22 protein-coding genes and 1 tRNA gene are annotated in these 23,830 nt (G+C 71.3%); 15 read left to right on the top strand and 8 right to left on the bottom strand.

Features of this window, described 5'->3' with window-relative positions; all coding sequences use genetic code 11:
- The first annotated feature begins 47 nt into the window (after window positions 1-47).
- The 4 genes from IE134_RS20595 to IE134_RS20580 all read left to right on the top strand — a co-directional run bounded on the left by IE134_RS20595 (window position 48) and on the right by IE134_RS20580 (window position 2,642).
- Window positions 48-533 carry a hypothetical protein gene (locus IE134_RS20595; RefSeq protein ID WP_098895833.1) on the top strand — a complete coding sequence of 162 codons (486 nt, stop codon included), beginning with the start codon at window positions 48-50 and terminating at the stop codon, window positions 531-533.
- A 90-nt stretch (window positions 534-623) separates the two neighbouring features.
- Window positions 624-1,052 (top strand): pyridoxamine 5'-phosphate oxidase family protein, encoded by a 429-nt coding sequence (locus tag IE134_RS20590; protein ID WP_010057985.1) that lies wholly within the window; start codon window positions 624-626, stop codon window positions 1,050-1,052.
- An 85-nt stretch (window positions 1,053-1,137) separates the two neighbouring features.
- Complete coding sequence (locus tag IE134_RS20585) at window positions 1,138-2,067, top strand: oxidoreductase (RefSeq protein WP_189431323.1); 930 nt, start codon at window positions 1,138-1,140, stop codon at window positions 2,065-2,067.
- Between the two features lie 62 nt (window positions 2,068-2,129).
- Entirely contained in the window at window positions 2,130-2,642 is a 513-nt protein-coding gene (locus IE134_RS20580; protein WP_098020389.1) for a nuclear transport factor 2 family protein, read from the top strand.
- A gap of 83 nt (window positions 2,643-2,725) precedes the next feature.
- Here the strand turns inward: IE134_RS20580 and IE134_RS20575 are convergent, their stop codons facing one another.
- Window positions 2,726-4,171 carry a glyceraldehyde-3-phosphate dehydrogenase gene (locus IE134_RS20575; RefSeq protein WP_032785914.1) on the bottom strand — a complete coding sequence of 482 codons (1,446 nt, stop codon included), beginning with the start codon at window positions 4,169-4,171 and terminating at the stop codon, window positions 2,726-2,728.
- A gap of 342 nt (window positions 4,172-4,513) precedes the next feature.
- On the opposite strand from IE134_RS20575, the gene IE134_RS20570 reads away from it, so the two are divergent.
- Genes IE134_RS20570 through IE134_RS20550 form a run of 5 tightly spaced genes read left to right on the top strand, consistent with a single transcriptional unit; the run spans window position 4,514 to window position 8,648 of the window.
- Window positions 4,514-6,652 carry a sensor histidine kinase gene (locus tag IE134_RS20570; protein ID WP_189431321.1) on the top strand — a complete coding sequence of 713 codons (2,139 nt, stop codon included), beginning with the start codon at window positions 4,514-4,516 and terminating at the stop codon, window positions 6,650-6,652.
- 5 nt (window positions 6,653-6,657) lie between these two features.
- Window positions 6,658-7,092, top strand: a complete 435-nt coding sequence (locus tag IE134_RS20565) for a roadblock/LC7 domain-containing protein (RefSeq protein ID WP_029182040.1) — start codon at window positions 6,658-6,660, stop codon at window positions 7,090-7,092.
- A 2-nt stretch (window positions 7,093-7,094) separates the two neighbouring features.
- A complete protein-coding gene (locus IE134_RS20560) occupies window positions 7,095-7,466 on the top strand; it encodes a DUF742 domain-containing protein (RefSeq protein WP_006128964.1) in 372 nt (123 codons plus the stop codon).
- A complete protein-coding gene (locus IE134_RS20555) occupies window positions 7,444-8,067 on the top strand; it encodes a GTP-binding protein (RefSeq protein ID WP_030800679.1) in 624 nt (207 codons plus the stop codon). The genes IE134_RS20560 and IE134_RS20555 overlap by 23 nt, the downstream gene beginning before the upstream one ends.
- Complete coding sequence (locus IE134_RS20550) at window positions 8,064-8,648, top strand: GAF domain-containing protein (RefSeq protein ID WP_010072804.1); 585 nt, start codon at window positions 8,064-8,066, stop codon at window positions 8,646-8,648. Before IE134_RS20555 ends, IE134_RS20550 begins: the two co-directional genes overlap by 4 nt.
- Before the next feature lie 41 nt (window positions 8,649-8,689).
- Here IE134_RS20550 and IE134_RS20545 read toward each other — a convergent pair whose 3' ends face one another.
- The gene (locus IE134_RS20545) at window positions 8,690-9,712 is read right to left on the bottom strand and encodes a LacI family DNA-binding transcriptional regulator (RefSeq protein ID WP_189431434.1); all 1,023 of its coding nucleotides are present in this window, start codon (window positions 9,710-9,712) and stop codon (window positions 8,690-8,692) included.
- Between the two features lie 255 nt (window positions 9,713-9,967).
- Between IE134_RS20545 and IE134_RS20540 the strand changes: the two genes are divergently transcribed.
- The 3 genes from IE134_RS20540 to IE134_RS20530 are packed head-to-tail and all read left to right on the top strand — an operon-like array spanning window position 9,968 to window position 12,720.
- Window positions 9,968-10,831 carry an ABC transporter permease gene (locus IE134_RS20540; protein ID WP_030711438.1) on the top strand — a complete coding sequence of 288 codons (864 nt, stop codon included), beginning with the start codon at window positions 9,968-9,970 and terminating at the stop codon, window positions 10,829-10,831.
- Between the two features lie 36 nt (window positions 10,832-10,867).
- Window positions 10,868-11,887, top strand: a complete 1,020-nt coding sequence (locus tag IE134_RS20535) for an ABC transporter substrate-binding protein (protein ID WP_030711436.1) — start codon at window positions 10,868-10,870, stop codon at window positions 11,885-11,887.
- Window positions 11,884-12,720 carry an ABC transporter ATP-binding protein gene (locus tag IE134_RS20530; RefSeq protein ID WP_189431319.1) on the top strand — a complete coding sequence of 279 codons (837 nt, stop codon included), beginning with the start codon at window positions 11,884-11,886 and terminating at the stop codon, window positions 12,718-12,720. Before IE134_RS20535 ends, IE134_RS20530 begins: the two co-directional genes overlap by 4 nt.
- 92 nt (window positions 12,721-12,812) lie before the next feature.
- Here the strand turns inward: IE134_RS20530 and IE134_RS20525 are convergent, their stop codons facing one another.
- A complete protein-coding gene (locus tag IE134_RS20525; protein ID WP_189431432.1) occupies window positions 12,813-13,322 on the bottom strand; it encodes a GNAT family N-acetyltransferase in 510 nt (169 codons plus the stop codon).
- A gap of 606 nt (window positions 13,323-13,928) precedes the next feature.
- Here IE134_RS20525 and IE134_RS20520 point away from each other — a divergent pair.
- On the top strand, window positions 13,929-14,879 hold the full coding sequence (locus IE134_RS20520; RefSeq protein WP_189431317.1) for an NAD-dependent epimerase/dehydratase family protein: 951 nt from the start codon (window positions 13,929-13,931) through the stop codon (window positions 14,877-14,879).
- 61 nt (window positions 14,880-14,940) lie between these two features.
- Here the strand turns inward: IE134_RS20520 and IE134_RS20515 are convergent, their stop codons facing one another.
- Both IE134_RS20515 and IE134_RS20510 read right to left on the bottom strand, forming a co-directional pair.
- Window positions 14,941-15,669, bottom strand: coding sequence for a sugar phosphate isomerase/epimerase family protein (locus IE134_RS20515; RefSeq protein ID WP_229823687.1), 729 nt, complete (start codon window positions 15,667-15,669; stop codon window positions 14,941-14,943).
- A 197-nt stretch (window positions 15,670-15,866) separates the two neighbouring features.
- Complete coding sequence (locus tag IE134_RS20510; protein ID WP_189431315.1) at window positions 15,867-19,367, bottom strand: ThuA domain-containing protein; 3,501 nt, start codon at window positions 19,365-19,367, stop codon at window positions 15,867-15,869.
- Between the two features lie 269 nt (window positions 19,368-19,636).
- Between IE134_RS20510 and IE134_RS20505 the strand changes: the two genes are divergently transcribed.
- Window positions 19,637-20,026 carry an MmcQ/YjbR family DNA-binding protein gene (locus IE134_RS20505; protein ID WP_189431313.1) on the top strand — a complete coding sequence of 130 codons (390 nt, stop codon included), beginning with the start codon at window positions 19,637-19,639 and terminating at the stop codon, window positions 20,024-20,026.
- A 53-nt stretch (window positions 20,027-20,079) separates the two neighbouring features.
- Here IE134_RS20505 and IE134_RS20500 read toward each other — a convergent pair whose 3' ends face one another.
- Both IE134_RS20500 and IE134_RS20495 read right to left on the bottom strand, forming a co-directional pair.
- Window positions 20,080-20,982 (bottom strand): transketolase family protein, encoded by a 903-nt coding sequence (locus tag IE134_RS20500; RefSeq protein ID WP_189431311.1) that lies wholly within the window; start codon window positions 20,980-20,982, stop codon window positions 20,080-20,082.
- 34 nt (window positions 20,983-21,016) lie between these two features.
- On the bottom strand, window positions 21,017-21,754 hold the full coding sequence (locus tag IE134_RS20495) for a thiamine pyrophosphate-binding protein (RefSeq protein ID WP_097983474.1): 738 nt from the start codon (window positions 21,752-21,754) through the stop codon (window positions 21,017-21,019).
- A gap of 127 nt (window positions 21,755-21,881) precedes the next feature.
- Between IE134_RS20495 and IE134_RS20490 the strand changes: the two genes are divergently transcribed.
- Window positions 21,882-21,955 (top strand) — tRNA-Pro (locus IE134_RS20490).
- A 528-nt stretch (window positions 21,956-22,483) separates the two neighbouring features.
- On the opposite strand, the gene IE134_RS20485 is transcribed toward IE134_RS20490, so the two are convergent.
- Window positions 22,484-23,665 carry a serine hydrolase domain-containing protein gene (locus tag IE134_RS20485; RefSeq protein ID WP_189431309.1) on the bottom strand — a complete coding sequence of 394 codons (1,182 nt, stop codon included), beginning with the start codon at window positions 23,663-23,665 and terminating at the stop codon, window positions 22,484-22,486.
- Between the last annotated feature and the right edge of the window lie 165 nt (window positions 23,666-23,830).

Below are 23,830 nucleotides of genomic sequence, written 5' to 3'. Positions count from 1 at the left end.
TCGCCCCGACGCGCAACGAACGTCGCCCCGTACGCGTCTCATCGAGCATGAACGATCTTCCTGAGGGCCCCTTCGACTCCGGCGATTCCGACGACTCCGAGGACGCGGAGGTGCGTCCCGGTCCCCTCTGGCGCCATGCGGTGTGGGTCGTGGCCGTCACCGCCGCCGGTGTGGCGCTGGGATGGGTGGGCGCGCTCTTCCGCATCGGGCCGGAGGAGTTCGGCCTGCCGCCCGCCGCTCCGGGAGCGCTCTGGCCCTATCTGCTCGCCTGGGCCGCGATCGGCCTGGCCCTCGCCGCCATCCTGCGCGTCGTCGCCGCGAAGGTGCCCGTCCACGAACCGGAGACGGCCGCCATCGGCGTCGTCATGATCGGTACGCGGCTGTCTCTCGGCTGGCGGCCGGAGCCGCTCGAAGTCGCCGGTCTCGCGGCCGCCGGACTGCTGCTGGTGGCCGTCTGGTGTGCTGTCGCCCTGCGCGGGGCGGCCGTCGTACGGCGAACCGAAGAGGCCTCCCGCGCCCGGGGAACCGCCTAGGACACGCCGACGGCGGGGACCGGGGGCCAGGCCCGGCGCGCGGGGCACACTGGGGCAGCCCCCGCATCCGCGTACGAGAAGGAGCCTCCCGTGGCACTCACCCGTGAAGAGCGCGAACAGTTCCTCGCCGAACCCCATGTCGCCGCACTGGCCGTCGCATCGGGGAACGGTGACAGGGCCCCGCTCAGCGTGCCGATCTGGTACGAGTACGAAGCGGGCGGCGACGTCCGTATCCTCACCGGCCGCACCTCGCGCAAGGCCGAACTGATCGCCGCCGCGGGCCGGTTCACGCTGCTCGTCGACCGGCTGGAGCCGACCATCCGGTACGTCTCGGTCGAGGGCCCCGTCGTCGACACCCGCCCCGCGACGCGCGCCGACCTGGAGCACGTGTCGGCGCGCTACCTCCCGGCCGAGAAGGTCGCCGGTTACGTGGAGTTCGCCTGGGAGAACCACGGCGAGCAGGTGGTGATCACCCTGCGCCCCGAACGCTGGGTGAGCTCGGACCTCGGCCAGGTCTGAGGCCCGGCCGCGCGGCTGGGCCGCCTCTCGCCCGGCCCGGCGGGGGCTCAGGTGTGGCGACGCCGACACGGGGGAGGCGTGCCCCATGCACTCCTGGACTCTTGACGACATGCCCGACCTCGGCGGCACCACTGCCGTGGTCACCGGTGCCAACAGCGGCATCGGCGCGGTGACCGCTCTCGTACTGGCCCGCTCGGGGGCCCGCACCCTTCTCGCGTGCCGTGATCCCGAGCGGGGCCGACGTGCCGTGGACGCCGTCCGCCGGGCCGCCCCCGCATCGGACGTGCGGCTCGTCCGCCTCGACCTCGCCGATCTGAGCAGCGTGGCCGAGGCCGCGGAGGCCATCGCGAAGGAGACCGACGGGCGGCTCGACCTGCTGGTGAACAACGCCGGGGTGATGGCCCTGCCGCCGCTCCGTACGGCGGACGGTTTCGAGATGCAGTTCGGCACCAACCACCTGGGGCACTTCGCCCTGACGCTCCGGCTGCTCCCGGTCCTCGGGGTCCAGGGGCCGGCGCGCGTGGTGACGCTCTCGTCGCTCGGCCACCGCATCGGCCGCATCGACCTCGACGACCTCAACGCCGAGCGCTCGTACGGCAAGTGGCGGGCCTATGGTCAGTCGAAGCTCGCCAATCTGCTGTTCACGGACGAGCTCGACCGGCGGGCCCGTGCCGCCGGCCGGGACCTGGTCGCGCTGGCGGCCCACCCCGGGCTCTCCGCAACGGAGTTGGGGCAGGCCGGGCCCCGGCTGGCCGGGCGGAACTGGGCCGCGAAGCTGGAGCGGACCTCGCGGCTGTACACCCAGCCGGCCTCGGCGGGCGCTCTCCCCGTCCTGTACGCGGCCACACTGCAGGATGCCCCGGGCGGCTCCTACTACGGCCCCTCCCGCCTCGGCGAGACCCGGGGAGCTCCCGCACCCGCCCGGAAGTCGCACCGCGCCCAGGACCCCGTCATGGCAAGGGCGTTGTGGGACGAGTCGGCCCGTCTGACCGGGCTGGACGCCGACGCCGTGTGACGCGCCCTGCGTCCGTCGAAAACAAGTCGTGCGGCCCCGGGGCGCGTTGGTAGGAAGGAGCGATGGACACCACCGATGCGCTGGATCCCCTGGACCGACCGGATCCCCTGGGGCTCCTGGACCGTCTGATCGCCGAGCGTGCCTGCGAGCGGCTGATCGTCGAGTTCGTCCGTCGGCTCGATCTGGGTGAACCCGGCGATGTGGCCGAGCTGTTCACACCGGACGGGGTCTGGGAGTGGGCCGAGGGGGACCGGCGGATCGAGGGCCGGGACGCGCTGCGCGCCTACTTCGCCGGACGTCCCGCCGACCGGCTCTCGCGCCGTCTGTGCACCAACATCCTGGTGACCCTGACATCCGCCTCGACCGCGACCGCGAGCACGTACTTCACGACGTTCCGCGTGGACGGCCACACCGGCGGCATGCTGCCGCCGCGCCTCCCCGTGCAGGTCGGGCGCTACGAGGACACCTTCCGCAAAGCCGAAGGACGGTGGCTCCTCGCCGCGCGGGACCTCTTCCTCGACTTCGCCGGGCCCACCGAACGGCTGGGCCCGGCGGACGACCGTACCGGGGACTGACGCCCGGCCCCCACCTCACGCCGGTGCCCGGCAGGCGGACCTGCCGGGCACCGGGCGTCGTACGGATGGGCGTACCGGGGGCGTCAGACCGCCGGGGCCGGGTAGGTCGGGTACTCCACGCCGGAGACGTGCTGGACGACCCGGATGACCTGGCACGAGTAGCCGAACTCGTTGTCGTACCAGAGGTAGAGGATCGCGTTGTCGCCGTCGACCTTGGTCGCGCCCGCGTCGACGATCGAGGCGTGGCGCGAGCCGATGAAGTCGCTGGAGACCGCGTCGGGCGCGCTGATGAAGTCGATCTGGCGCTTGAGCGGCGAGGCCAGCGACACGTTGCGGAGGTAGTCGAGGACCTCCTCGCGGGTGGTCTCGCGCTCCAGCCGCAGGCTGAGGATGGCGATCGATACGTCCGGCACCGGGACGCGGATCGAGCTGCCGGTGATCGGCGCCTTCAGCTCGGGCAGCGCCTTGGCCACGGCCGACGCGGCCCCGGTCTCGGTGATGACCATGTTGAGCGCCGCCGAACGGCCACGACGGTCGGAACCGTGGTAATTGTCCAGCAGGTTCTGGTCGTTGGTGTACGAGTGGACGGTCTCCACGTGCCCGCGCAGAACGCCGTACTCGTCCGCCATCGCCTTCAGCGGCGGGACGATCGCGTTGGTCGTGCAGGACGCGCAGGACAGGATCTGCTCGTCCGGCTTGACCGTGTCGTGGTTGACGCCGTGCACGATGTTCGGGACGTCGCCCTTGCCCGGAGCCGTGAGCACGACCTTGGCGATGCCCGCCTGGAGGTGCTTGGAGAGGCCCTCGCGGTCCCGCCACCGGCCGGTGTTGTCGATCAGGATGGCGTCCTTGATGCCGTACGCCGTGTAGTCGACCGTCGTCGGGTCGTCCGAGTAGATCATCTGGATCTCGTTGCCATTGGCGATGATCTTGTTGTTCGCCTCGTCCACGGTGATCGTGCCCTGGAACTGGCCGTGGATCGAGTCGCGCCGCAGCAGCGAGGCGCGCTTGACGATGTCCTGGCCGGAGCCCTTGCGGACGACGATGGCCCGCAGGCGCAGGCCGTTGCCCGAACCGGCCTTCTCGATGAGCAGACGGGCGATGAGCCGGCCGATGCGGCCGAAGCCGTAGAGCACCACGTCACGCGAGGCGCGGCGCTCGATCTTGTTGTCGCCCGTCGCCCCGGCGACGGCCTCCGCGGTGAACTCCTCGACGGAGAGTCCGCGGCCGTCGGCCCGGTAGGTGGCGGCCAGCATGCCTATGTCGATCTGGGACGGGCCGAGATCGAGCGTCGTCAGAGCCTTGAGGAAGGGCATCGTCTCGGTGACCGAGAGCTCCTCGCCCGCGATCTGCCGGGCGAAGCGGTGGGTCTTGAGGATGCTGACCACCGACTTGTTCACCAGGGAGCGGCTGTGCAGCAGGACGTTCACGTCCTGCTCGCGGTGCAGCTTCCCGATGATCGGGATCATCGACTCCGCGATCTCCTCGCGGTGCATCCAGTTGGTGAACGAGTCGTCATTGACAGTCACAAGTTTATCTTTCGAGCTAGGCGGCGCTCATATGGTAACCGGCCGCCCTCCCGCTCCTGCGGGGGGTGCCCTACCTGCGGGTAAACCCAGGGCCAAGGCTGCGTAATCGGGTGCGCGTGCGAGGGCTCATACCAGAGTGGGACGGATGGCGGGCAAGTTCGACAACTGCCCGTCGCGCATACGTCATTGACGACTACCGTGTGTGCCCGGTGATCAACGGTGGGCTCATGACGTTCGGGCCTGCCCGACCGATGACCCGCGCCTGACCGACCACCGTAGGGGCCACCGCATGGACGCCGGCACGACCGCCGATCCCCGGTGCCCCCTGTACCGAGGACGCTGATGTCTCAACTTCGCGCACCCGACGCGCGACCGGACCGCCGTGAGGGCGGGCGGCACGGCCGCCCCGGCACGCGCGGCCACTCGGCCCCGAGCAGGCCGCGCGCCGCAGGGCCTTCCCCCGACGCCCGCATCCGCCCCCAGCTGCTGCGGACCGCGCTGCTCCCGGCCGTCGCCGCGGTGCTGAGCGGCGCCGCGGCCGTCATCTTCACCGTCCGCGCCGGAGGCGTCGGCTCCTCGCCCAGCCTCTGGGCGGCGCTCGGCGGATCGGGCGCCCTGGCGGTCGCCGCCGTCGCGGCCGCCTACCTCGGCGCCAACCGCGTGGCGGGCCAGGTGCTCGACCGGGCCCTCGCGCTCCGGCGGGCCAGCGCCCAGGGCCAGGCCGAGCTGCAACGCGTGGTGGAACAGCTCCGCAACGGGGAATCCGTCGCCGAGCGGCGGCCCTCACCGCCCCCCACGCCCGGGGGCGACGCCTTCGACCTGCTCGGACAGGAGATGGCCCGGGCCCAGGAAGCCTCCGTCGCCGCCGTCGTCCAGGCCTCCCAGCTCTTCAGCAGCGCCGGCAACGAACAGAAGGTCGAGGTCTTCGTCAACCTCGCGCGGCGGCTGCAATCCCTCGTCCACCGCGAGATCCAGATCCTCGACGAGCTGGAGCACGAGGTCGAGGACCCCGACCTCCTCAAGGGCCTCTTCCACGTCGACCACCTCGCCACCCGGATCCGCCGCCACGCGGAGAACCTCGCCGTCCTCGGCGGGGCCGTCTCCCGGCGCCAGTGGAGCAACCCCGTCACCATGACCGAGGTGCTCCGCTCGGCCATCGCCGAGGTCGAGCAGTACCCCCGGGTCAAGCTGGTCCCGCCGATGGACGGCACCCTGCGCGGCCACGCCGTCGCCGACGTCATCCACCTCCTGGCCGAGCTCGTCGAGAACGCCACGGTGTTCTCCGCCCCCCACACCCAGGTGCTGCTGCGCGTCCAGCAGGTCACCGCCGGGCTCGCCCTGGAGGTCGAGGACCGCGGCCTGGGGATGCCGGAACGCGAGCAGAAGCGGATGAACGCCCTGCTCTCCGACCCCGACCAGGTCAACGTCGCGCATCTGCTCCAGGACGGGCGCATCGGCCTGTTCGTCGTCTCGGCCCTCGCCCGACGCCACGGCATCGCCGTCCGCCTCCAGAGCAACATCTACGGCGGTACGCAAGCGGTGCTGGTCCTTCCGCAGTCGCTGCTCGGGGCCGATCCCGACGCGCCACCGGCCGCCGACGCCGTGCCCGTACCGCCCCCCGGCGCCGTGCACCGGCCGCCCGTCGAGGCCGGGAGCCCAGCCGCTCCACCGCAGAACGGCACCCCCCGGCCCGCGGTCCCGTCCGGGGACCGGGCATCCACGGGCGCCCCGTCCCGGGCACCCGGCCCCACGCCGAACGGACACGCGCCCGGCCCCACTCCGAACGGACGTCCCGGACCGCCCGCGGGCGAGGCCCCGCCCCTCCCGCTGCGTGCCGAGCGCATCGACCGGCCGGCACCGCCCGCCTCGCCCGCCGAGCGCGGCGGCCCGTCGGCAGCGGCCGTCCACGAGCGCGACGACCGGCCGGCCCCGGCGGCCGTACCCGAGCGCGACCACGTGGCGCCCTCTCCCGCCCGGCCGGAACTGCCCAAGCGGACGAACCAGGAGAGTCTCGTACCGCAGCTGCGCGAGGCGCCCGCCCCGCGTGTCGAGGACGAGCACGCCCTGCACGACCCCGGCCTCATGGCCGCCTTCCGGCGCGGCGTCGACCTCGCCGAGGCCCAGACCGCCGAGGAGGAGGGTTCCGAGAGCGGATACGGGAATCCCGGCGGCGCCACCGGACCCGGCGGGCAGACCGCGCTCGACGCCCCTCTCGAATCCCTCTCGCCCCTCCCCGTACGCGGAGCCACTCCACCGCACGACCGGCCAGGTCCGGCCCGGGCGTCGCGGCCGGACCACGCGCTGCCCGCGGGTGGTCTGCCCGTACCGGACAGCTACCCGCCCGACGCGTACCCGCACGACACCGCCGCGTACGCACTCGGCAGCTACGGCGAAGGCACCCACGACCGGGGGGCCGGCGAGCCCTTCGTACCGGGCCAGGCCGTCCCGGAACCCCGTAAAGACACCACCTTCAAGGAGTAGACACCATGACGAGCGATATGCCGTCCGGTCAGGCCTCGGACCTGGACTGGCTGCTGAGCGGGCTGGTCCAGCGCGTGCCCTACACGCGCAGCGCGGTTCTGCTCTCCGCCGACGGGCTGGTGAAATCCGTGCACGGCATGGACCCCGACAGCGCCGACCACATGGCCGCCCTGGCTGCCGGTCTGTACTCGCTGGGTCGCAGCGCCGGGGCCCGGTTCGGGGACAACGGCGACGTCCGGCAGGTGGTCGTCGAACTGGACTCCACGCTCCTGTTCGTCTCCACCGCCGGATCCGGCACCTGTCTCGCCGTCCTCGCCGGGCGTGAGGCGGACGCCGCGGTGCTCGGCTACGAGATGGCGATGCTGGTCAAGAGCGTCCGCCCCTATCTGACGACCCCGCTGCGGCAGCCGGCCGGCGCGCCGTTCACCCCGGGGATCTGAGGATGCCGGCCCCGCAGGACGGGCCCCTGCTCGACGACGCGGCCGGCCGGCTGATCCGCCCGTACACGATCAGCAACGGCCGGACCCGGCCGTCCACCGCGTTCGACCTGCTGTCCCTGATCATGGCCACGGGCATCGAGCCGGACATCCCGCTCGGCCCGGAACACACCGTCGCCCTCGGCATGTGCGAAGGGCCGATGTCCGTCGCCGAGATCGCCGCACACCTCCGGCTGCCCGCGGTCGTCGCCAAGGTCATCCTCTCCGACCTGGTCGCCTGCGGCGCGGTCACCGCGCACGCCCCCGCTTTCCACGACATGCCCACCGACCGATCCCTGCTGGAGGCAGTGCTCGATGGTTTACGACGACAGCTCTGACCGCACCGGAACCGCCGAGTTCTTTCCCGTGGCCCTCAAGGTTCTGGTCGCCGGAGGATTCGGCGTCGGCAAGACGACGTTCGTGGGCGCGGTCAGCGAGATCGCCCCGCTGTCCACCGAGGAGTTGCTGACCCAGAGCAGTGTGGGCACGGACAACCTGGAAGGCGTCGAGTCCAAGACGGCCACCACCGTCGCCATGGACTTCGGCCGGATCACCCTCTCCGAGCAGCACGTGCTCTACCTGTTCGGCACACCGGGCCAGGAGCGCTTCTGGTTCATGTGGGACGAACTCTCCCAGGGCGCGCTCGGAGCGGTCGTGCTGGCCGACACCCGGCGCCTCGCCGAATGCTTCGGCGCGATCGACTTCTTCGAACGGCGCGGCATCGGATTCATCGTCGCCGTCAACGAGTTCGACGGCGCCTACCGCTACGAGCCGGACGAGATCCGCGCCGCGCTCGACCTCGGGCCCGAGGTGCCCGTCGTCCTGTGCGACGCGCGGATCGCCAGCTCCGGCACGGGCGCCCTCGTCACCCTGGTCCAGCACCTCATCAACGCCACCGCGGCGCCCGCCCCACTCCAGACCTTCGGAGCCCACCCGTGACATCCTTCGCCACCGGCCGGATGCTCCTCACGCCCACCGACCGGCACGGCCCGGCCCGCGCCAAGCGGCTGCGCAAACTGGACCTCGGCGAACGCCCCGACGCCTCCTACGACAACTTCGACGCCTTCGCCGACAAGGTGGCCGAAGTCACCGCCACGCCCTTCTCGATGGTCAACTTCATCGACGAGAACCGGCAGTTCTTCGCGGGACTGCACACCCCGGCGGGCAACCGCGGTGGCCAGGACCTCGGTTCGGCCGCGGCGCGCAGCAACCGCAGCAGCCGCTACATGGCCCGCGACCACGGCTACTGCCCGCACGTCCTCGTCCGGCGCAAGGCCCTCGTCCTCGACGACGTCTGCGACTACCCGCGCTTCGCGGGCAATCCGGTGGTGGACGACATAGGCATCCGCTCCTACCTCGGGGCGCCGCTGATCGACCGTACCGGCATCGCGCTGGGAACCGTCTGTGCCGTCGACACCGTGCCACGGCCCTGGGGGCGGGCGGGCCTCGACACCATCAAGTCGCTCGCCCATGAACTCGTCCGCCAGATCGACGACCGGGAGGGCCACCGCACCGTCTGACACCGCCGCCCCGCCATCGCACGGCGGCACGGCGCGAGCGATCAACTCCCGGGCGGCGCACCGGTACTGCCCCGCAGGACCACGTCCCCCTCGATCCGCAGCACCCTGGAGCGCCCCGCCCCCGACGGCCTCCGCAGGGCGAGGGCGATGACCTGCTCGCCCATCTCCGTCAGCGGCAGCGCCACCGTGGTCAGCGGCGGCGACACCTCCCGTACGACGGGGATGTCGTCGAACCCCGCGAGCGACATGTCCTCGGGGACGCGCACCCCGGCCTCCCGCAGCGCTGCCAGCGCGCCGACCGCCATCACATCGGTCACGGCGAACACGCAGGTCGGCCGCGCGCCCCCGCCGGCCAGCAGCTGACAGGCCGCCGCGTGCCCGCCCTCCCGGGTGAACGCGCCCCGCACCACCCGCCGAAGGGTGATGCCCGCGGCGGCGAGCCCTTCGCGGAACCCCGCCAACCGGTCCGCCACCGTGGTCAGTTCGGGCGGACCGCTGAGCACCGCGAAGTCCCGGTGTCCCAGCTTCACCAGCGAGGCCGCGAGCGCCGCCGCCCCGGCCCGGTTCTCCGGCTGGACGGTGTCCACCCGCATCGACCGGTGCCGGCTGACCACCGCGACCCGGCCGCCCGCCCGGACGTACGGCTCCAACTCGGCGTCCATCGCCCGCTCCCAGGCCCGGTCCTGGAAACCGGAGCCGATCAGCAGGATGGCCCGCGCCCGCTGGGCCCGCAGCATCGAGACGTACGCGATCTCCCGCGCCGGTTCCCGGAAGGTGGAGGCGAGCATCACCAGCAGATCCTGCTCGGCGGCCGCGCGCATCACCCCGCTCGCGATGCCCGCGAAGTACGGGTCGCCCACGTCGTGGCAGATCAGCCCGACCGTACGGTTGCCCTCGGCGCTCGCGAGGGCCTGGGCATGGGCGTTGGGGATGTAGCCGAGGAGATCGGCCGCGGCGCGCACCCGGCCGCGCAGGTCGTCGCGGACCCGGGTGGTGCCGTTGAGGGCCCGGGACGCGGTGGCGAGCGAGACGCCGGCCTCGCGCGCCACCGCGTCGAGCGTCACATGGGCGGCGGGGGCCCGACGTCGCGTATCGGGGTGGACCGGTGTTTCCCGTTCACTCAACTCGACCCCCAGGGGTGCGGTGGTGGCAGGGCCCCGAAACTTCGGGACGACCTCTTGACCGTGCGCGGGAGCAGTCATTAGCGTGGCGGCACCTTACCAGAAAGCGCTTTCTGAAAGCGCCTTCACGGTCAGGCCCGCAGCATCGCAGCATTGCACAGCTCTCCACAACTGCCCCCGAAGTTCAGGGAGTTCACCGTGAGCCAGAGCGCGCTCAGCAAGCGCCCCGCCGATGTGGCGGGGGTCGCCCGCAGGGCCGGTCCCACGACCGGGGAGCGGCTCGCCCGCGCGGCGGAACAGAGCTGGCGGCCCCTCGCCCTGCTGCTGGCCGCCCTGGTGGTCTGGTGGGTGATCGCGGCCGCCGAGCTGATCGAGGCCTATCTCGTGCCGTCGCCCGGTGCGACGCTCGACGTCCTGACCTCGAAGGCCGGTTACCTCTGGCAGCACACCTGGGTGACGACGTACGAGACGCTCCTCGGCTTCGCCATCGCGGTCGCCGTCGGGGTGCTGGCCGCGGTGGTGATGGTCTACTCCTCGACGGTCGAGCGCACGCTCTACCCGATCCTGCTCTTCGCCCAGGTCGTGCCGAAGATCGCCATCGCCCCGCTCTTCGTGGTGTGGCTCGGGTTCGGCATCGCGCCCAAGATCCTCATCGCCGTGCTCATCGCCTTCTTCCCGGTGGTGATCTCGATGGTCACCGGGCTCAAGGCCGTCGACCCGGAGATGCTCCAACTGTCCGCCACGATGGGGGCGAAGCCCTGGCAGACCTTCGTGAAGATCCGCTTCCCGGCGTCCCTGCCGCATCTGTTCTCCGGACTCAAGGTGGCCGTCACCCTCGCGGTGACCGGCGCGGTCGTCGGCGAGTTCGTCGGAGCGAACGAAGGACTCGGCTACGTCATCCTCCAGGCCAACGGCAACCTCGACACACCGATGCTCTTCGCGGGGCTGCTGGTGATGTCGCTGATCGGCGTCGTGCTGTTCGTCGTCGTCGAGATCGCCGAGAAGCTGCTCCTGCCGTGGCACGCCAGCCGCCGGGACACCTCGGCCACCACCACGTTCTGAACCACGCACCGACCTCCTCGTGAGAAGGGCCAGCCCATGCATGCGCGCAGACTCCTGATCGGTGTCGTACCCCTCGTCCTGGTGGCCACCGCCTGCGGCGGCGAGGACGCGTCGACCAGCACCAGCGACTCCGGCAAGAAGCTGGACAAGGTCACGCTGACGCTCAACTGGTATCCGTACGGCGAACACGCGCCGTTCTACTACGGCAAGCAGCAGAAGATCTTCGAGAAGCACGGCATCGACCTGGACATCCGGGCGGGCCAGGGCTCCCAGAAGACGGTCCAGGCGACGGCCGCCGGGCAGACCGACTTCGGCTGGGCCGACACCCCGGCCCTGCTCGCGGGCGTCGACCAGGGGGTGAAGGTGAAGAGTCTCGGCGTCTTCCTCCAGACGACCCCGGCCTCCGTGCAGTCCTTCGACGCGAAGGGCATCGAGGGGCCCGGCGATCTGAAGGGGCGGACGATCGCCGGGACGGCCGGGGACGCGCTGTCCAAGACCTTCCCGATCTTCCTGAAGAAGAACGGCATCGGGGAGTCCGACGTCACCGTCCAGAACACCGACCCGGCGGGCAAGATCGCCGCGGTGATCTCCGGAAAGACCGACGGTCTCCTGGGCTACGCGAGCGACCAGGGCCCGACCATGCAGGACAAGGCCAAGAAGCCGGTCTCCTACCTCCGCTTCTCCGAGCACGGCCTGAACTTCTACTCCAACGGGCTGCTCGCCGGGCAGCGGATCCTCGCCTCGAAGCCGGCGGTGGCGGAACGCATGGTGAAGGCGGTCAGCGAAGCCTGGGCGGCCGCCGCGAAGGCGCCCGAGCCGGCGGTGGCGGCCATGGAAGGGGCCTCCGAGCAACTGCCGCCGAAGACCGTGCTCTCCGAGCAGTTCGCGACGACGCTGACCCTGCTCCACACGACGGCGACCGAGGGCAAGGCGCCCGGCGTCAACACCGAGGAGGACTGGCAGCAGACCATCGACGTGTTCGCCGAGGCCGGCATGGTCACGAAGCCGAAGGCCGTCGGTGAGTACTGGGACACGAAGACGGCGCTGAAGGGATGACGATGCCGAAGCAGCAGACGACACCGCGCGTCCCGGCCGCCGCGGGCGCGGGCGCGGGCCCGGCGGCCGGGGTCCGGCTCGCGGACGTGGCGGTCCGGTTCCGGAGCAAGAAGCGCGATGTCACCGCGCTCAGCGATGTCTCGCTGGACGTGGCGCCGGGGGAGTTCGTCGCCATCGTCGGACCGTCGGGGTGCGGCAAGTCCACCCTCCTCAAACTGGTGGCCGGCCTGCTCACCGCCTCCTCGGGGGACGTCCTGCTCGGCGGCGAGCGCGTCACCGGCCCCCGGCACGACATCGGTTACGTCTTCCAGCGCGCGGCCCTGCTGGAGTGGCGCTCGGCGCTGCGCAACATCCTGCTCCAGGCCGAGATCCGCCGTATGGAGCCGGCCGTGGCGCGCGCCCGGGCCGACGAGCTGATCCGGATGACCGGACTGGGCGGGTTCGAGGACGCCTACCCGCACGAGCTCTCCGGCGGTATGCAGCAACGCGTCGCGCTCTGCCGGGCGTTGCTGCACGAACCGCCGGTCCTCCTGATGGACGAGCCCTTCGGCGCGCTGGACGCCCTCACCCGCGAACAGATGAACACCGAGCTGAACCGCATCTGGCGCACCACCGGCACCACGGTCCTGCTGGTCACCCACTCCATCTCGGAGGCCGTCTATCTGGCCGACCGGGTGGTGGTGATGAGCCCGCGCCCCGGCACCGTCACGGAGATCATCGAGGTGGGCCTGCCCGCCGAGCGCGACTACAGCGAGACGCTGGGCCGCCCGGAGTTCCGGGCGGCGGCGGCACACATCCGCGATCTGCTGGGGGCGGTGTCCGCGCACGACTGAGGGCGAGACGGCGGAGGGCCCACGGACCATCCTGCCGGTCACCCGGGTCCCGGGCGCCCCGGGGTGGATGCCGCCGGGGCGCCCGGGCGTGGTCAGACGCCGAATGCGGCGGGGTACTGAATGGTGCCGGTGGGGACCGGACGGGTGTCGTTCAGAGCCATGGCCATCATGGCCTCGTCGGGTACCTCGAAGGGGGCACGGATACCGAAGCCGGAAGCGGGGGTGAAGCCGAACCGCGGGTAGTAGTCGCTGTGCCCGAGGACGAGGACGAGGTTCTCGCCCATGGAGCGGGCGGAGTCCAGGGCGGCGCGGATGGCGGCGGAGCCGGCGCCGGTGCGCTGGGCGGAGGGCCGTACCGCGCAGGGGGCCAGGGCGAGAGCGGGTGCGCCGTCGACGAGGCAACGGGTGAGCAGGGCGTGCCCGACCAGGGCGCCGTCGGAGCCCTCGGTGACCATGGACAGTCCGTCGACCCATGCCTCCGGATCGGCGCGCAGGGCGTCGACGAGGTCGGCTTCCCCTGAGGTGGGGAAGGCGGCGAGGTTGATGTCGCGGATGGCGGTGATGTCGTTCGTGGTCTCGGGACGGGTGGTCCAGGTGGTCATGGGGGTTCCGTTCTCGGGGGTGTGAGGGGTGAGGTTCTCGCCCGGCAGTTGGTTGCCCGGAGTGTGCTTGCCCGCCTCGCGCAGGCCGCGTTCGGCCCGCACGATCCGAGACGGAATCAGTCCGGTGCCGCGATGGGGTGTGACGGCGTGCTCGCACGCCTCGTCCCAGCCGTCATCCGCGAGGGAGAACGGTTGGGCGGGGAAGGAAGAAAGGTGAGACAACGTAGAGACCCTTGAACAGGGACCCCGATGAGCACGAAGCTCCGCCGCCATGAGCCGTCAGGCTCGGGCGGGGGCGAACGTCAGGTCAGACCGGGGCCCGGGACGTGAGGATGGTCCGGCGGGCACTGCACACGGCAGCGGCCTCTACGACAGTCATCAACTCACCTCCCACTTCTGCTCCGCAGCCGACCCGGTTGTCTCTGCTCTCTTCACGCTAACACGGGCGGTGCCCGCGCCCGGGGGGTGCCAAGGGGGTCCGCGTTAAGGGGTCTAACGAAAGCTATTGCGGTGAGCGCTCTCGAAAGTTATGGTCTCTAACAGAAGCGAGCGCATAAAACTTACGCGCTCCCGCTTCCCTCGCTGCCTCCGCCGAAGGGACCTGTCATGACCGTCGCCCAGCCCCTCCACACCGTCCTCGGCTCCGGACCCGCCGGTACCGCCCTCGCCCGCGAACTCGTCCGCCGGGGTCACCCCGTCCGGCTGGTCGACCGGTCGGGGAGCGGCCCCGCGCTCGAAGGCGTCGAGCGGTACGCCGCCGATGTCGCCACCGCCGAAGGCGCCCGCGCCGCCGTGGCCGGGGCCGCCGTCGTGTACCACTGCGTCAATGTCGGCTATCACCTCCAGGTGGAGGTCATGCCGAAGATCCAGCAGGCGGTCCTCGAAGCCGCCGAGGCGGAAGGCGCACGGCTCGTCGTGCTCGACACGCTCTACCCGTACGGGGAGACGCACGGCGCCGTGATGACCGAGGACTCCCCGTGGAACGCCACCACCCGCAAGGGCCGGATGCGGGCCGAGCTGGACGCCCGCTATCTCGCCGCCCACCGCGAGGTCCGGCTCCCCGTCGTCCTCGGGCGTTCCGCCGACTTCGTCGGGCCCGGGGTCCTCAACTCCACGCTGGGCGGGGCCGTCTTCCCGGCCGCGCTCACCGGGCAGCCCGTGCCCGCGCTCGGCGACATCGACCTGCCGCACAGCTACACGTACATCGAGGACGTCGCGGCCGGCCTCGCCACCCTCGGCGAGAATCCGGACGCCGACGGCCGTGTCTGGCACCTGCCCACCGCACCGGCCCGCACCACCCGGGAGATCCTCGGGCTCGTCGAGCAACGCACCGGCCGGACCGTCGACTTGACCGTCGTCGCCGAACCCCGCCCCTTCGGCCCGTTCGACGAGGCCTTCATGGCGGAGTACGCCGAGATGTTCTACCAGCACACCGAACCGCAGATCCTCGACTCCTCCGCCATCGAGAAGGCCTACGGACTCACCCCCACCCCGCTGGAGACGGCACTGGACGCCACCCTCGCCTGGTACGGGGAGTTCCTCGCCGCCCGCCCCTGAGGTGCGGTACGGCCCCGGGCGCCGTACCGCACACCCGGGGCCGGACCGCTGCTACGACAGCTCAGTACCGCAGCCGGGACAGATACCGGTAGCTGGCCCGCGCCGAGGCGAACGGATCGGCCGGGGCGTCGTGCTCCACCAGCCACTGCTTCACCCCGCCCTGCCGCGCGGTGTCGAACATCGCCGGGAAGTCCAGGATCCCCGACCCGACGTCCGCGAAGTCCCCGTTGGGCGCCATGTCCTTCACATGGAGCGCGGGGAAGCGCCCCCGGTGCCGGACGAACAGTTCGCCCGGGTCGGAGGAGCCGCCGTCGGCCGCCCAGTACAGATCCAGCTCGAAGCCGACCAGCTCCGGATCGGTCTCGTTCAGCAGGATGTCGTACAGGCTGACACCGTCCACCACCTCATGGTCGCTGCCGTGATTGTGGTAGAGCAGCTTGAGCCCGGACTCCCGGGCGGCCAGACCCACCCGGTTGAACTGCCGTGCCACCTCCCGGTATCCGTCCGGCGAGTGCAGCGAACCGGGCAGGCTCGGCACCACGATCCACTGACCGCCGAGGGTGTGGACGTCCTCCAGTGCCTGCGGCAGCCCCGAGCCCGTCACGATGTCGTAGCCGACGTGCTCCAGCACCGCCTTGAGCCGGGTCCGGTCGAGCATCTGCCGGATCGCGGCGGGGGAGTTGCCGTGCCGGCCGCTGACGCCGACCGTCGCGTACCCGATCTCCGCGAGCTGCTCCAGCGTCCCCGCGAAGTCCGCCGCCAGCGGCGTCCGCATCGTGTACAGGTGCATGCCGATCCCCGACGGCGGGATCCGCCGGCAGCCCCTCCGGGCCGTCGCGGCGGCCGGGGCCGCGCCGAGGCCGACGGCGGCCACCGCCCCCAACGCCGTACCGAGAAAGGCTCTTCGGGCTCCGTTCGCGTGCTGCGTTCCCACGGGACTCCTCACTTCGCGTCGATTCACGCCCCATCGACTCCCTTCGCGCCGACTCACTCGACGTCGATGCGGACGGCGCCGGTGGTCGTGTCGCCCTTGTCGTCGGTGACCGTCAGATGCGCGGTGTAGGCGCCCTTGCGGTCGTAGGTGTGCGTCGCCGTCGGCCCCTCGGTACCGGACGGCTTCACGTTGTCGCCGAAGTCCCAGTGGTACGAGGCGATCGTGCGGCCATCGGCGGGCTCGACCGTGCTGCTGAGCGACACGGCGAACGGAGCGGTGCCGGAACCCGGTTCGGCCTTCACCGCCACCGTCGTCCCGCCCTCCTCCTCCACTCCCGGGCCGTTGAAGTGCAGCCAGTCGACCGAGAGCAGATCGGCCTTGTCGGGACCCCAGTCCGGGTTGGTGAAGACCGCGTACAGCGTGGTCGAGCCGCCCGGGTCCGTCAGCTCCGTCGTCGGGGAGATCAGCTTGTCGTAGCCGCCCGTGTTCGGGATCTCGACCGAGCTCAGCAGCTCACCGGTGGGGGAGCCGGCCCGGAACTCCACCGTCCCGCCGAGCCCGCCGGAGGACGCGCCGACCGTCACCGACTCGACGTTCTTCAGGTTCACCGGCTCGAAGGCGACCCAGTCGCCGTCCTCGATCTCGATCAGCCGCTTCCCGCCGGACGCGTCGGCCCGACTCCCGATGTCCACACCGCCGTTGGCCCCTCCGGTCGCCGTGCGGTGCTCGGCCTCGCGGAAGGAGGTCCGCAGGGTCAGCGAGGTGGAGCCGGTCAGCGCGGGTGCGTCGGGGGCGCCCTTGTCCTCGTACTGAGCGGTGATCCCGTAGTAGAGGTTCTGCCCCGGACCGTGGCTGTCCCCGGCGTCGGTCACGATCTCACCGGTGCAGCCGGTGTAGTTGTCCAGCGGATGCAGATGGGTGTCATGGCCGAGCTGCGACTGCACCACGACCCGCGAGCAGTCGATCGGACCGGTCTCGTCGTCCTCCGCGTCGGTCACCTTCACCGTGAAGGGGATCGTGTCCCCGAAGCTGAACATCCCCCCGTTCAGCGGCTGTTGAATCGTCACCTCGGGCCGGGTGTTGCCCACCGTGATGTCCTGCACCGCGAGCGCCGTCAGCTCGTCGGGGCCGGTCACGGTGAGCCGCGCGGTGTGCAGCCCCTTCGCGGTGTACGTGTGCGAGGGGGCGGCCTGGGTGGAGTCCGTGGTGCCGTCGCCGTCGAAGTCCCAGGCATAGGTGACCGGTTGATCGCCGGGCAGGCCCGAACCCTCGCTGGAGAACTTCACGGTCAGCGGGTCCGGTCCGCTGTCCCGGTCGACGGAGATCTTGGCGTCGGGCAGCCGGCCGTCGCCCACGTAGTCGATCCGGTAGATCCCCGCGCCCTCGTTGCTGCCGCCCCGGCCGGTACCACTGCCGAGGCCGAAGTCGATGACGTACAGCGCCCCGTCGGGACCGAAGTCCGCGTCGAAGGGCTGGTTCCACTCCATGTCCTCGAAGATGCCGTTGACCGACTGGAGGTCGCCCGCCTTCACCGGGTCGAACCGGGGGTCGGTGAACGTCTGGTCCTCGCTCTGGTACGAGAACGTCTTGAACCAGCGGCGGGTCAGCTCGTAGTTGAACGCCTTCCCCTCGAAGTACTCGGGGAACTTGGTGCGGTAGGTGTTGTCCGGGTCGAAGTCGTACACCGGTCCGCCCATCGGACCGCCGCCCCCGGTGCCCACCTCCGGGAACTCGGCCGACGCGGAGTACGCGTACCAGACCGTGGCGGGCTGGGCCGGCGGCAGCTCCCGCAGCCCGGTGTTGTTCGGCGAGTCGTTGACGAGCGCCCCGCAGTCGAACTTCGGGCCGGACGTCTTCGTCGCGAAGTCGTAGTCGTTGAACGGGGTGTTGTCGCCGATGCAGTACGGCCAGCCGAAGTTGCCCGCCTCGGTGATCCGGGTGTACTCGACCGTGCCCTCCGGGCCCCGGTCAGCCTTCGCCTCGCGGGCGTCGGGGCCGTAGTCCGCGACCATCAGGGCACCGCTGATCGGATCGGTGGTGATCCGGAACGGGTTGCGCATCCCCATCGCGTAGATCTCGGGGCGCGTCTTCTCCGTACCCGGGGCGAAGAGGTTCCCCTCAGGGACGGAGTACGTCCCGTCGTCCTCGGGGGTGATCCGCAGGACCTTGCCCCGCAGGTCGTTGGTGTTGCCCGCGGTCATCTGCGCGTCCCAGGCGCGGCGTCCCTCTCCTTCGTCGATCGGCGTGAACCCGTCCGAGGCGAAGGGGTCGGTGTTGTCGCCGGTCGCCGCGTACAGATTCCCGTCCTTGTCGAAGGCGAGCGAACCGGCCATGTGCGAGTTGGCCCGCCCCTCGCCGCGCAGCGTCGGCACGGTCAGCAGCCGCTTCTCGGACGCCGGGTCGACGGTGTTGCCGTCGGCGGTGAAACGGGACAGGTTCAGCCGCTTCTCGACCTTGTCGGAGTAGAGCAGATACAGCCAGTTGTTCTCGGCGAACCCGGGATCGAGCGTGAGGCCCAGCAGGCCGTCCGACTGGCTGGTCATCTCCGGCGTGTACGCGAAGTCCAGCGCGGTGGAGACCTTCATCGTCTCCTGGTCGATCACCTTCAGCTTCCCGGTCCGCTGGGCGAAGAACACCCGGCGGTCGGGGGCGACGGCCAGCTCGAACGGGTCGGCCAGATCGCTCGTGGCCAGCGGGGTCCGCTGGAACGAACCGGTGCGCGTCGCGGTGCAGTCGCCCTCCGCCGCACCGGCCGCCCACTGGATGCCGCCGAGCAGGTGCTGGACGAACGCCTCCTCCTGGAAGGCCGCCTTGTCGTGCCCGCCCGCCGTGAACCAGGACCGGCCCCCGTCGTAGTTCTGGCACCAGGAGAACGGGTGGTCGACGCCCTCGTCGAGCCCGTCGATCCCGTCGCGCACCTTGATCTGGGCGAGGGTGTGCACCTTGGACGTGGGGTTGGTGCGCCAGTTGTACCACTCCTCCTGGCGCTCCCAGAGGTCGGGAAGGTGCTGAGTCGACGGGTGCGCGTGGTCGAGGACCTTGATCCGGCCGGTCTGCGGGGCGGGGTGCTTGTCGAAGATCGCGCCGACCAGACCCTCGTACCACTCCCAGTCCCGCTCACTGGCGGACGCGGAGTGCAGCCCGACCCAGCCGCCGCCCGCCCGGATGTACCGCTGCAGGGCGGAACGCTCCTCCGCGCTCAGCAAGTCACCCGTCTCGGGTGTGGAGTTGGTGTTGTTGAAGACGACGGCCTGGAAGCGGCCGAGGTCCGCGTCGTTGAAGACCGAGGAGTCGGCGGTGGCCTCCACCGCGAAACCGTGCTCGGCTCCGAGCTTCTCGATGGCCTCGACGCCCGCCGGGATCGAGGGGTGGTCGGAGTTGGTGACCTCGGAGTAGACGAGCACCCGGTACGCGTCGGCCGCCTGCGCGCCGGTCGGCGACGCGACCAGCAGGGCGAGGACCAGCGCCAGGAGCGAGGTGACGGCGATGAGGGGGGACGGCCCGCCGGGTGATCGGCCGACGCGGCCGGCCCGGCGTAACGAACGGCGTCTCATGGGGCGCTCCCTGTGCGGTAGAAGCCGACTGTGGGGTGTATAGAAAGCGCTTTCTGAAGTACGCCGTTCAGAGTAGGTTCAGCTCTCGGACGCGGTCAATGGGTCTGCAGGGCCCACTGCGCCGGGCGAGGTGCGGGGCGCGAGGTCGCACTCAGGGGCTGCCGGCGCGGGGCGCTGGTTGCGGGGCCGGTCGCGGGTGGATGTCGGTGCCGGGCGTTACGGTCGAATCCCGGCGGCGCACCCGCCGGGCCCTCGAAACGGAGTCCGGGATGACCGCCGACGCCACGATCACCGCCGCCGACGTCCGCTCGGTCGCGCTCTCCCTGCCCGACACCACCGAGAAGCTCGCCTGGGGGCAGCCCACCTTCCGGGTGGCGGGCAAGATCTTCGCCTCGCTCGGTGACGACGAGTCGTCGATGGGCGTGAAGTGCCCCCGGGATGACCGTGCCGAGCTGATCGCCGCCGAGCCGGAGAAGTTCTTCGTCCGCGAGGGGCACGACGACCACTACGCGTGGATGCGCGTCCGGCTGGCGGCGCTGGAGGACAGGGGTGAGCTGGCCGCTATCCTCGCCGACTCCTGGCGGCAGGTCGCCCCGCGCCGGCTGGCGGCGGCACATCCGGAGCTGGCTGCCCCGGGGCCGGACGGGCCGGGGGAGTGAGGCGGCTGAGCCCGGCGGCAGGCCGTCACGGTTCCCCCGGGGACACGCGCCGGTCAGGGGCGCAGGAATCCGGTGATCCGCTCCCGCAGGCCCCGCGGGTCCAGGCCGTGGGCCGTGAGGTGCTCCTCCATCTGCCCGTACCGCCGCAGCTCGGCGCGGCCCACGCCCAGTCCGAGCACCCGGTGGGGGAGATTCAGGAGCGCTTCGCCCGCGACGGCGGAGGAGGTGCCCGCGAGATACGGCTCCACGACCACCACGTCCGCGGTCGCGGCCGCCCCGGCGGCCCGGCGGACCCCCACCGCGTCGAAGGGCCGCACCGTCGTCGCGTACAGCACGGTGACGTCCAGCCCTTCGGTGGCGGCGAGGACGTTGTCGAGCATGGGTCCGACGGCGATCACGGTCCCGCGCCGCCCTTCGCGCACCACGGAGAACCCGGAACCACCGCTCACCGGCCTCGCCTCCCGGTTCTCCTGGAGCGAGAGGCGTACGTACACCCGGTCGTCGCCGCCGACCGCCTCCCGCAGCAGGGCCTCGGCCTCGTCCGGATGGCCCGGCACGTGCACCGTCCAGCCGTCCAGCGTGTCGAGCAGGGCGACATCGCCGGGCGCCATATGGGTGAAGCCCCCGGCCGGCCAGTCGTACGAGCCGGCGGCGCTCACCAGGATGCCGCCGACGTCCTGATGCCCGAAGTCCAGCTTGACCTGCTCGAACGGGCGCTCGACCAGGAAGCTGGCGAAGGTGTGCACGATCGGCCGCATGCCCGTCAGCGCCATGCCGGCACCTGCGCCGACCAGCAGCTGCTCCCGGATGCCCACGTTGATCACCCGGTCCGGGTGGGTGCGCCGGGCCGGGGCGAAGCCGTCGGCGCTGATGTCGGCGAGCACGACGGCCAGCCGTGGCTCCTCGTCCAGGAGCTGCGAGGCGGTGCTGATGAATCGGTCACGCATGGTGTCCATGAAGAGTCCCTCCCGGGTTCTCGGTCCGCTGCGGTCAGTTCTTGGGTTCGACGCGGGCGACGACGGCCAGCGGCCTGCCCGGGTGGGGCGTGGTGAACGCCTCGTACAGGGCCTCGTGGTCGCGGCCGTCCACGGTCACCGCGTCCCATCCGGCCGACGCGAAGCGGGAGGCGATCCCGCCGGGCCAGCCGTGGGTGGCGGACGCGTTGTCGATCACGAGGGTGTGCAGCTGTTCGAGCCCGGCAGGGCCCGCGTGGGCGATGGCCTCGTGGTTGCTGCCCTCGTCCAGCTCGGCGTCGCCGATCAGGACCCAGACCCGCGGGTCGGTGAGGCCCTGGGCGCGCAGTCCCAGCACCGTCCCGACGGCGAGCGGCAGCCCGTGCCCCAGGGACCCGCTGCCGATCTCCGCCCCCGGCACCAGCAGCCGGTCGGGGTGGTGGCCGAGCGGTGAGTCGTACGACCCGAAGCCGGGCAGCAGCGCCTTGTCGAAGAAGCCGTGCGCGGCGAGGACGGCGTAGTAGGCCATCGGCCCGTGCCCCTTGGACAGCAGGAAGCGGTCGCGCCCGGGATCGTCGACCGTGGCCGGTGTGACCCGGAGCACCCGGTTGTAGAGGACCCACAGGGCGTCGAGCGTGGAGTGGGCGGCGGGGGCGTGCTTCTCCGCGCCGGTCATCAGGGCGATCAGCCGGGGCAGATCCCGGAAGTCGGGCGAGGGTAGGGGGGCGGGTGCGGCCTGGCGGTCGGGGGCCGGTGCGGCTGTCGTGTTCGTCATGACCCCGAGCGTTCAACATCAACCATGGTTGAGGTCAAGCGGGGAATGGTGTTGGTGACCACCTGCCGGAGTGCGGTATTGTTCTCATGCGCGTTCGGCCAGGGGAAACCCCAGGTCAGGCGGGCAACGGGACGTGGCGCAGCTTGGTAGCGCACTTGACTGGGGGTCAAGGGGTCGCAGGTTCAAATCCTGTCGTCCCGACTGGAGACAGTCGTGAATCAAGGGCCGGTTTCGGAGCAATCCGAAACCGGCCCTTGATCGTTTTTGGGGACCGGTTGGGCGGGGGACCAGGGGGCGGGTGCCGATGATGTTCGGTTACGGGGACGAGTTGTGGGTGCTGCTGGTCGTCCCGGTGTTCCTGTGGATCCCTCTCGGGCCGCTCGTCATGGCAGGCATGGGAGTGTGGTGTGCGCTGCGGCCCGGTCGATGGCCGCGGCTGTGGTCGGTGCTCCTGCCGCTCCTGCCCGTCGTGGTCTCCGCGATCCTGGTGACCCTGCCCACGGACAGCTGGGGCCGGCCCGGCCACACACGTGACGTCGTCCACTACGTTCTGGCGTACGTCGGGGGTCTGACGGTGCTGCCCTGGCTGCTCGGCCACGGCATCGCACGCCTCACCCGCGCTGTGCGCGCCCGCCGCGACCGGGCCGGATCGGACGGGCGCTCAGGACATGCCCTGAAGGCTGTTGCACAACGGCGATCACCCGGTGCCCTCCGCCCGGGACAGGGGCCTCAGTTGCAGAACGCGGTGTCCGTCGCGGACATGACCGCCTTCGCGCTCTTCTCGGCATCGCTGAAGGTTCCGGGGAGCGCGGTCACCGCCAGGCCGACGGAGCGGCCGTCGTCGGTGGCGCCGCCCCGGGTCTCGTAGCCCTCGATGTCGCCGCCGTGCCCCCAGTAGGCGCCGCCGCAGCTCAGCGGGATGCGGAAGAGGCCGAGACCGTAGCGCCAGCCGGGCAGGATCGGCGCGTCGACCGTCTTGCGCATCTCGGCCAGTTGCCCGGGCGCGAGGAGCTTCCCGTCGAGGAGGAGGCGGGCGAACTTGGCGAGGTCGCTCGGCGTGGAGATCATCTGGCCGGCGGCTCCGCCCCAGGAGGGGTCCATCCGCGTGGCGTCGACGACCTTGCCGTTCTCCAGGCTGCTGAGGGCGTAGCCGCGAGCGTGGGGCTTGGGGACGGTCATGTCCCCGGGCTGCGGCCAGGAGGTGTGGCGCAGTCCCGCCTTCCGGATCACGCGCTCGGTGATCTGCTCCTGCACCGGCCGTTCGGTGACCTTCTCGATCAGCATGCCCGCGAGCAGGTAGTTGGTGTTGCTGTACTTCCACTTGGCGCCCGGGGCGAATTCCGCCGGGTGGGCCAGAGCCGCGGTGAGCAGATCGTGCGGATGGAAGAACTTGTGCTGGATCCTCGCGAAGTCCTCCAGGCCGATGTGTTCGGTGTAGTTGGGAAGGCCGCTGGTGTGCTGCAGCAGCTGCCGCACGGTGATCTTCCTGCCGTCGATGCCCTCGCCCCGCACCACTCCGGGCAGGTACGTCTCGATGGGCTCGTCCAGCGCGACCTTGCCCTCGGCCACGAGTTGCAGGACCACGACCGCGGTGAACGTCTTGGTGTTGCTGCCTGCCCGTACGTATCCGTCGTGCGGGACCGGAGCCTGTTCGCCGATCCGCGCGGACCCGGAGACGAGCGAGGAGGTACGGCCGTCCTTGCGGACCCACGCGAAGGCGGCGGGGAACTTGTCCTCGCTCACCAAGGCGTCGAGGCTCTTCTGAAGAGCCCTGTCCTTGCTGCCCCGCCCTGGCGTCTCCTCGGGAGGATTCGCCACGGCGGCAACGGTGGTGGCGGATCCCACCAGGCCTGCCGCCGCTATGACCAACAGGCACTTGCGCAGCTTCGACGTCGTCGTCTTCGGTGTCATCAGCACTCCTTGGTATCCGGTTCGGGCACTGAAGATCCTGCCGGGGGCCGCTCTCGAGGTCAGTGGCGCGGACCCCCGGATTCCGGCTGGGGCGGCCTCCACCGGGCAGGTGCACCTGAGGACACCTCGGCGGTCCGCCGGGGCAGGCGATCGCGGGCCTTGTGG

This window comes from Streptomyces rubiginosohelvolus, from assembly GCF_014649875.1.
Classification (GTDB): domain Bacteria; phylum Actinomycetota; class Actinomycetes; order Streptomycetales; family Streptomycetaceae; genus Streptomyces; species Streptomyces rubiginosohelvolus.
The sequence above is the reverse complement of the archived record's forward strand: the minus strand, read 5'-3'. Positions and strand labels throughout refer to the sequence as shown.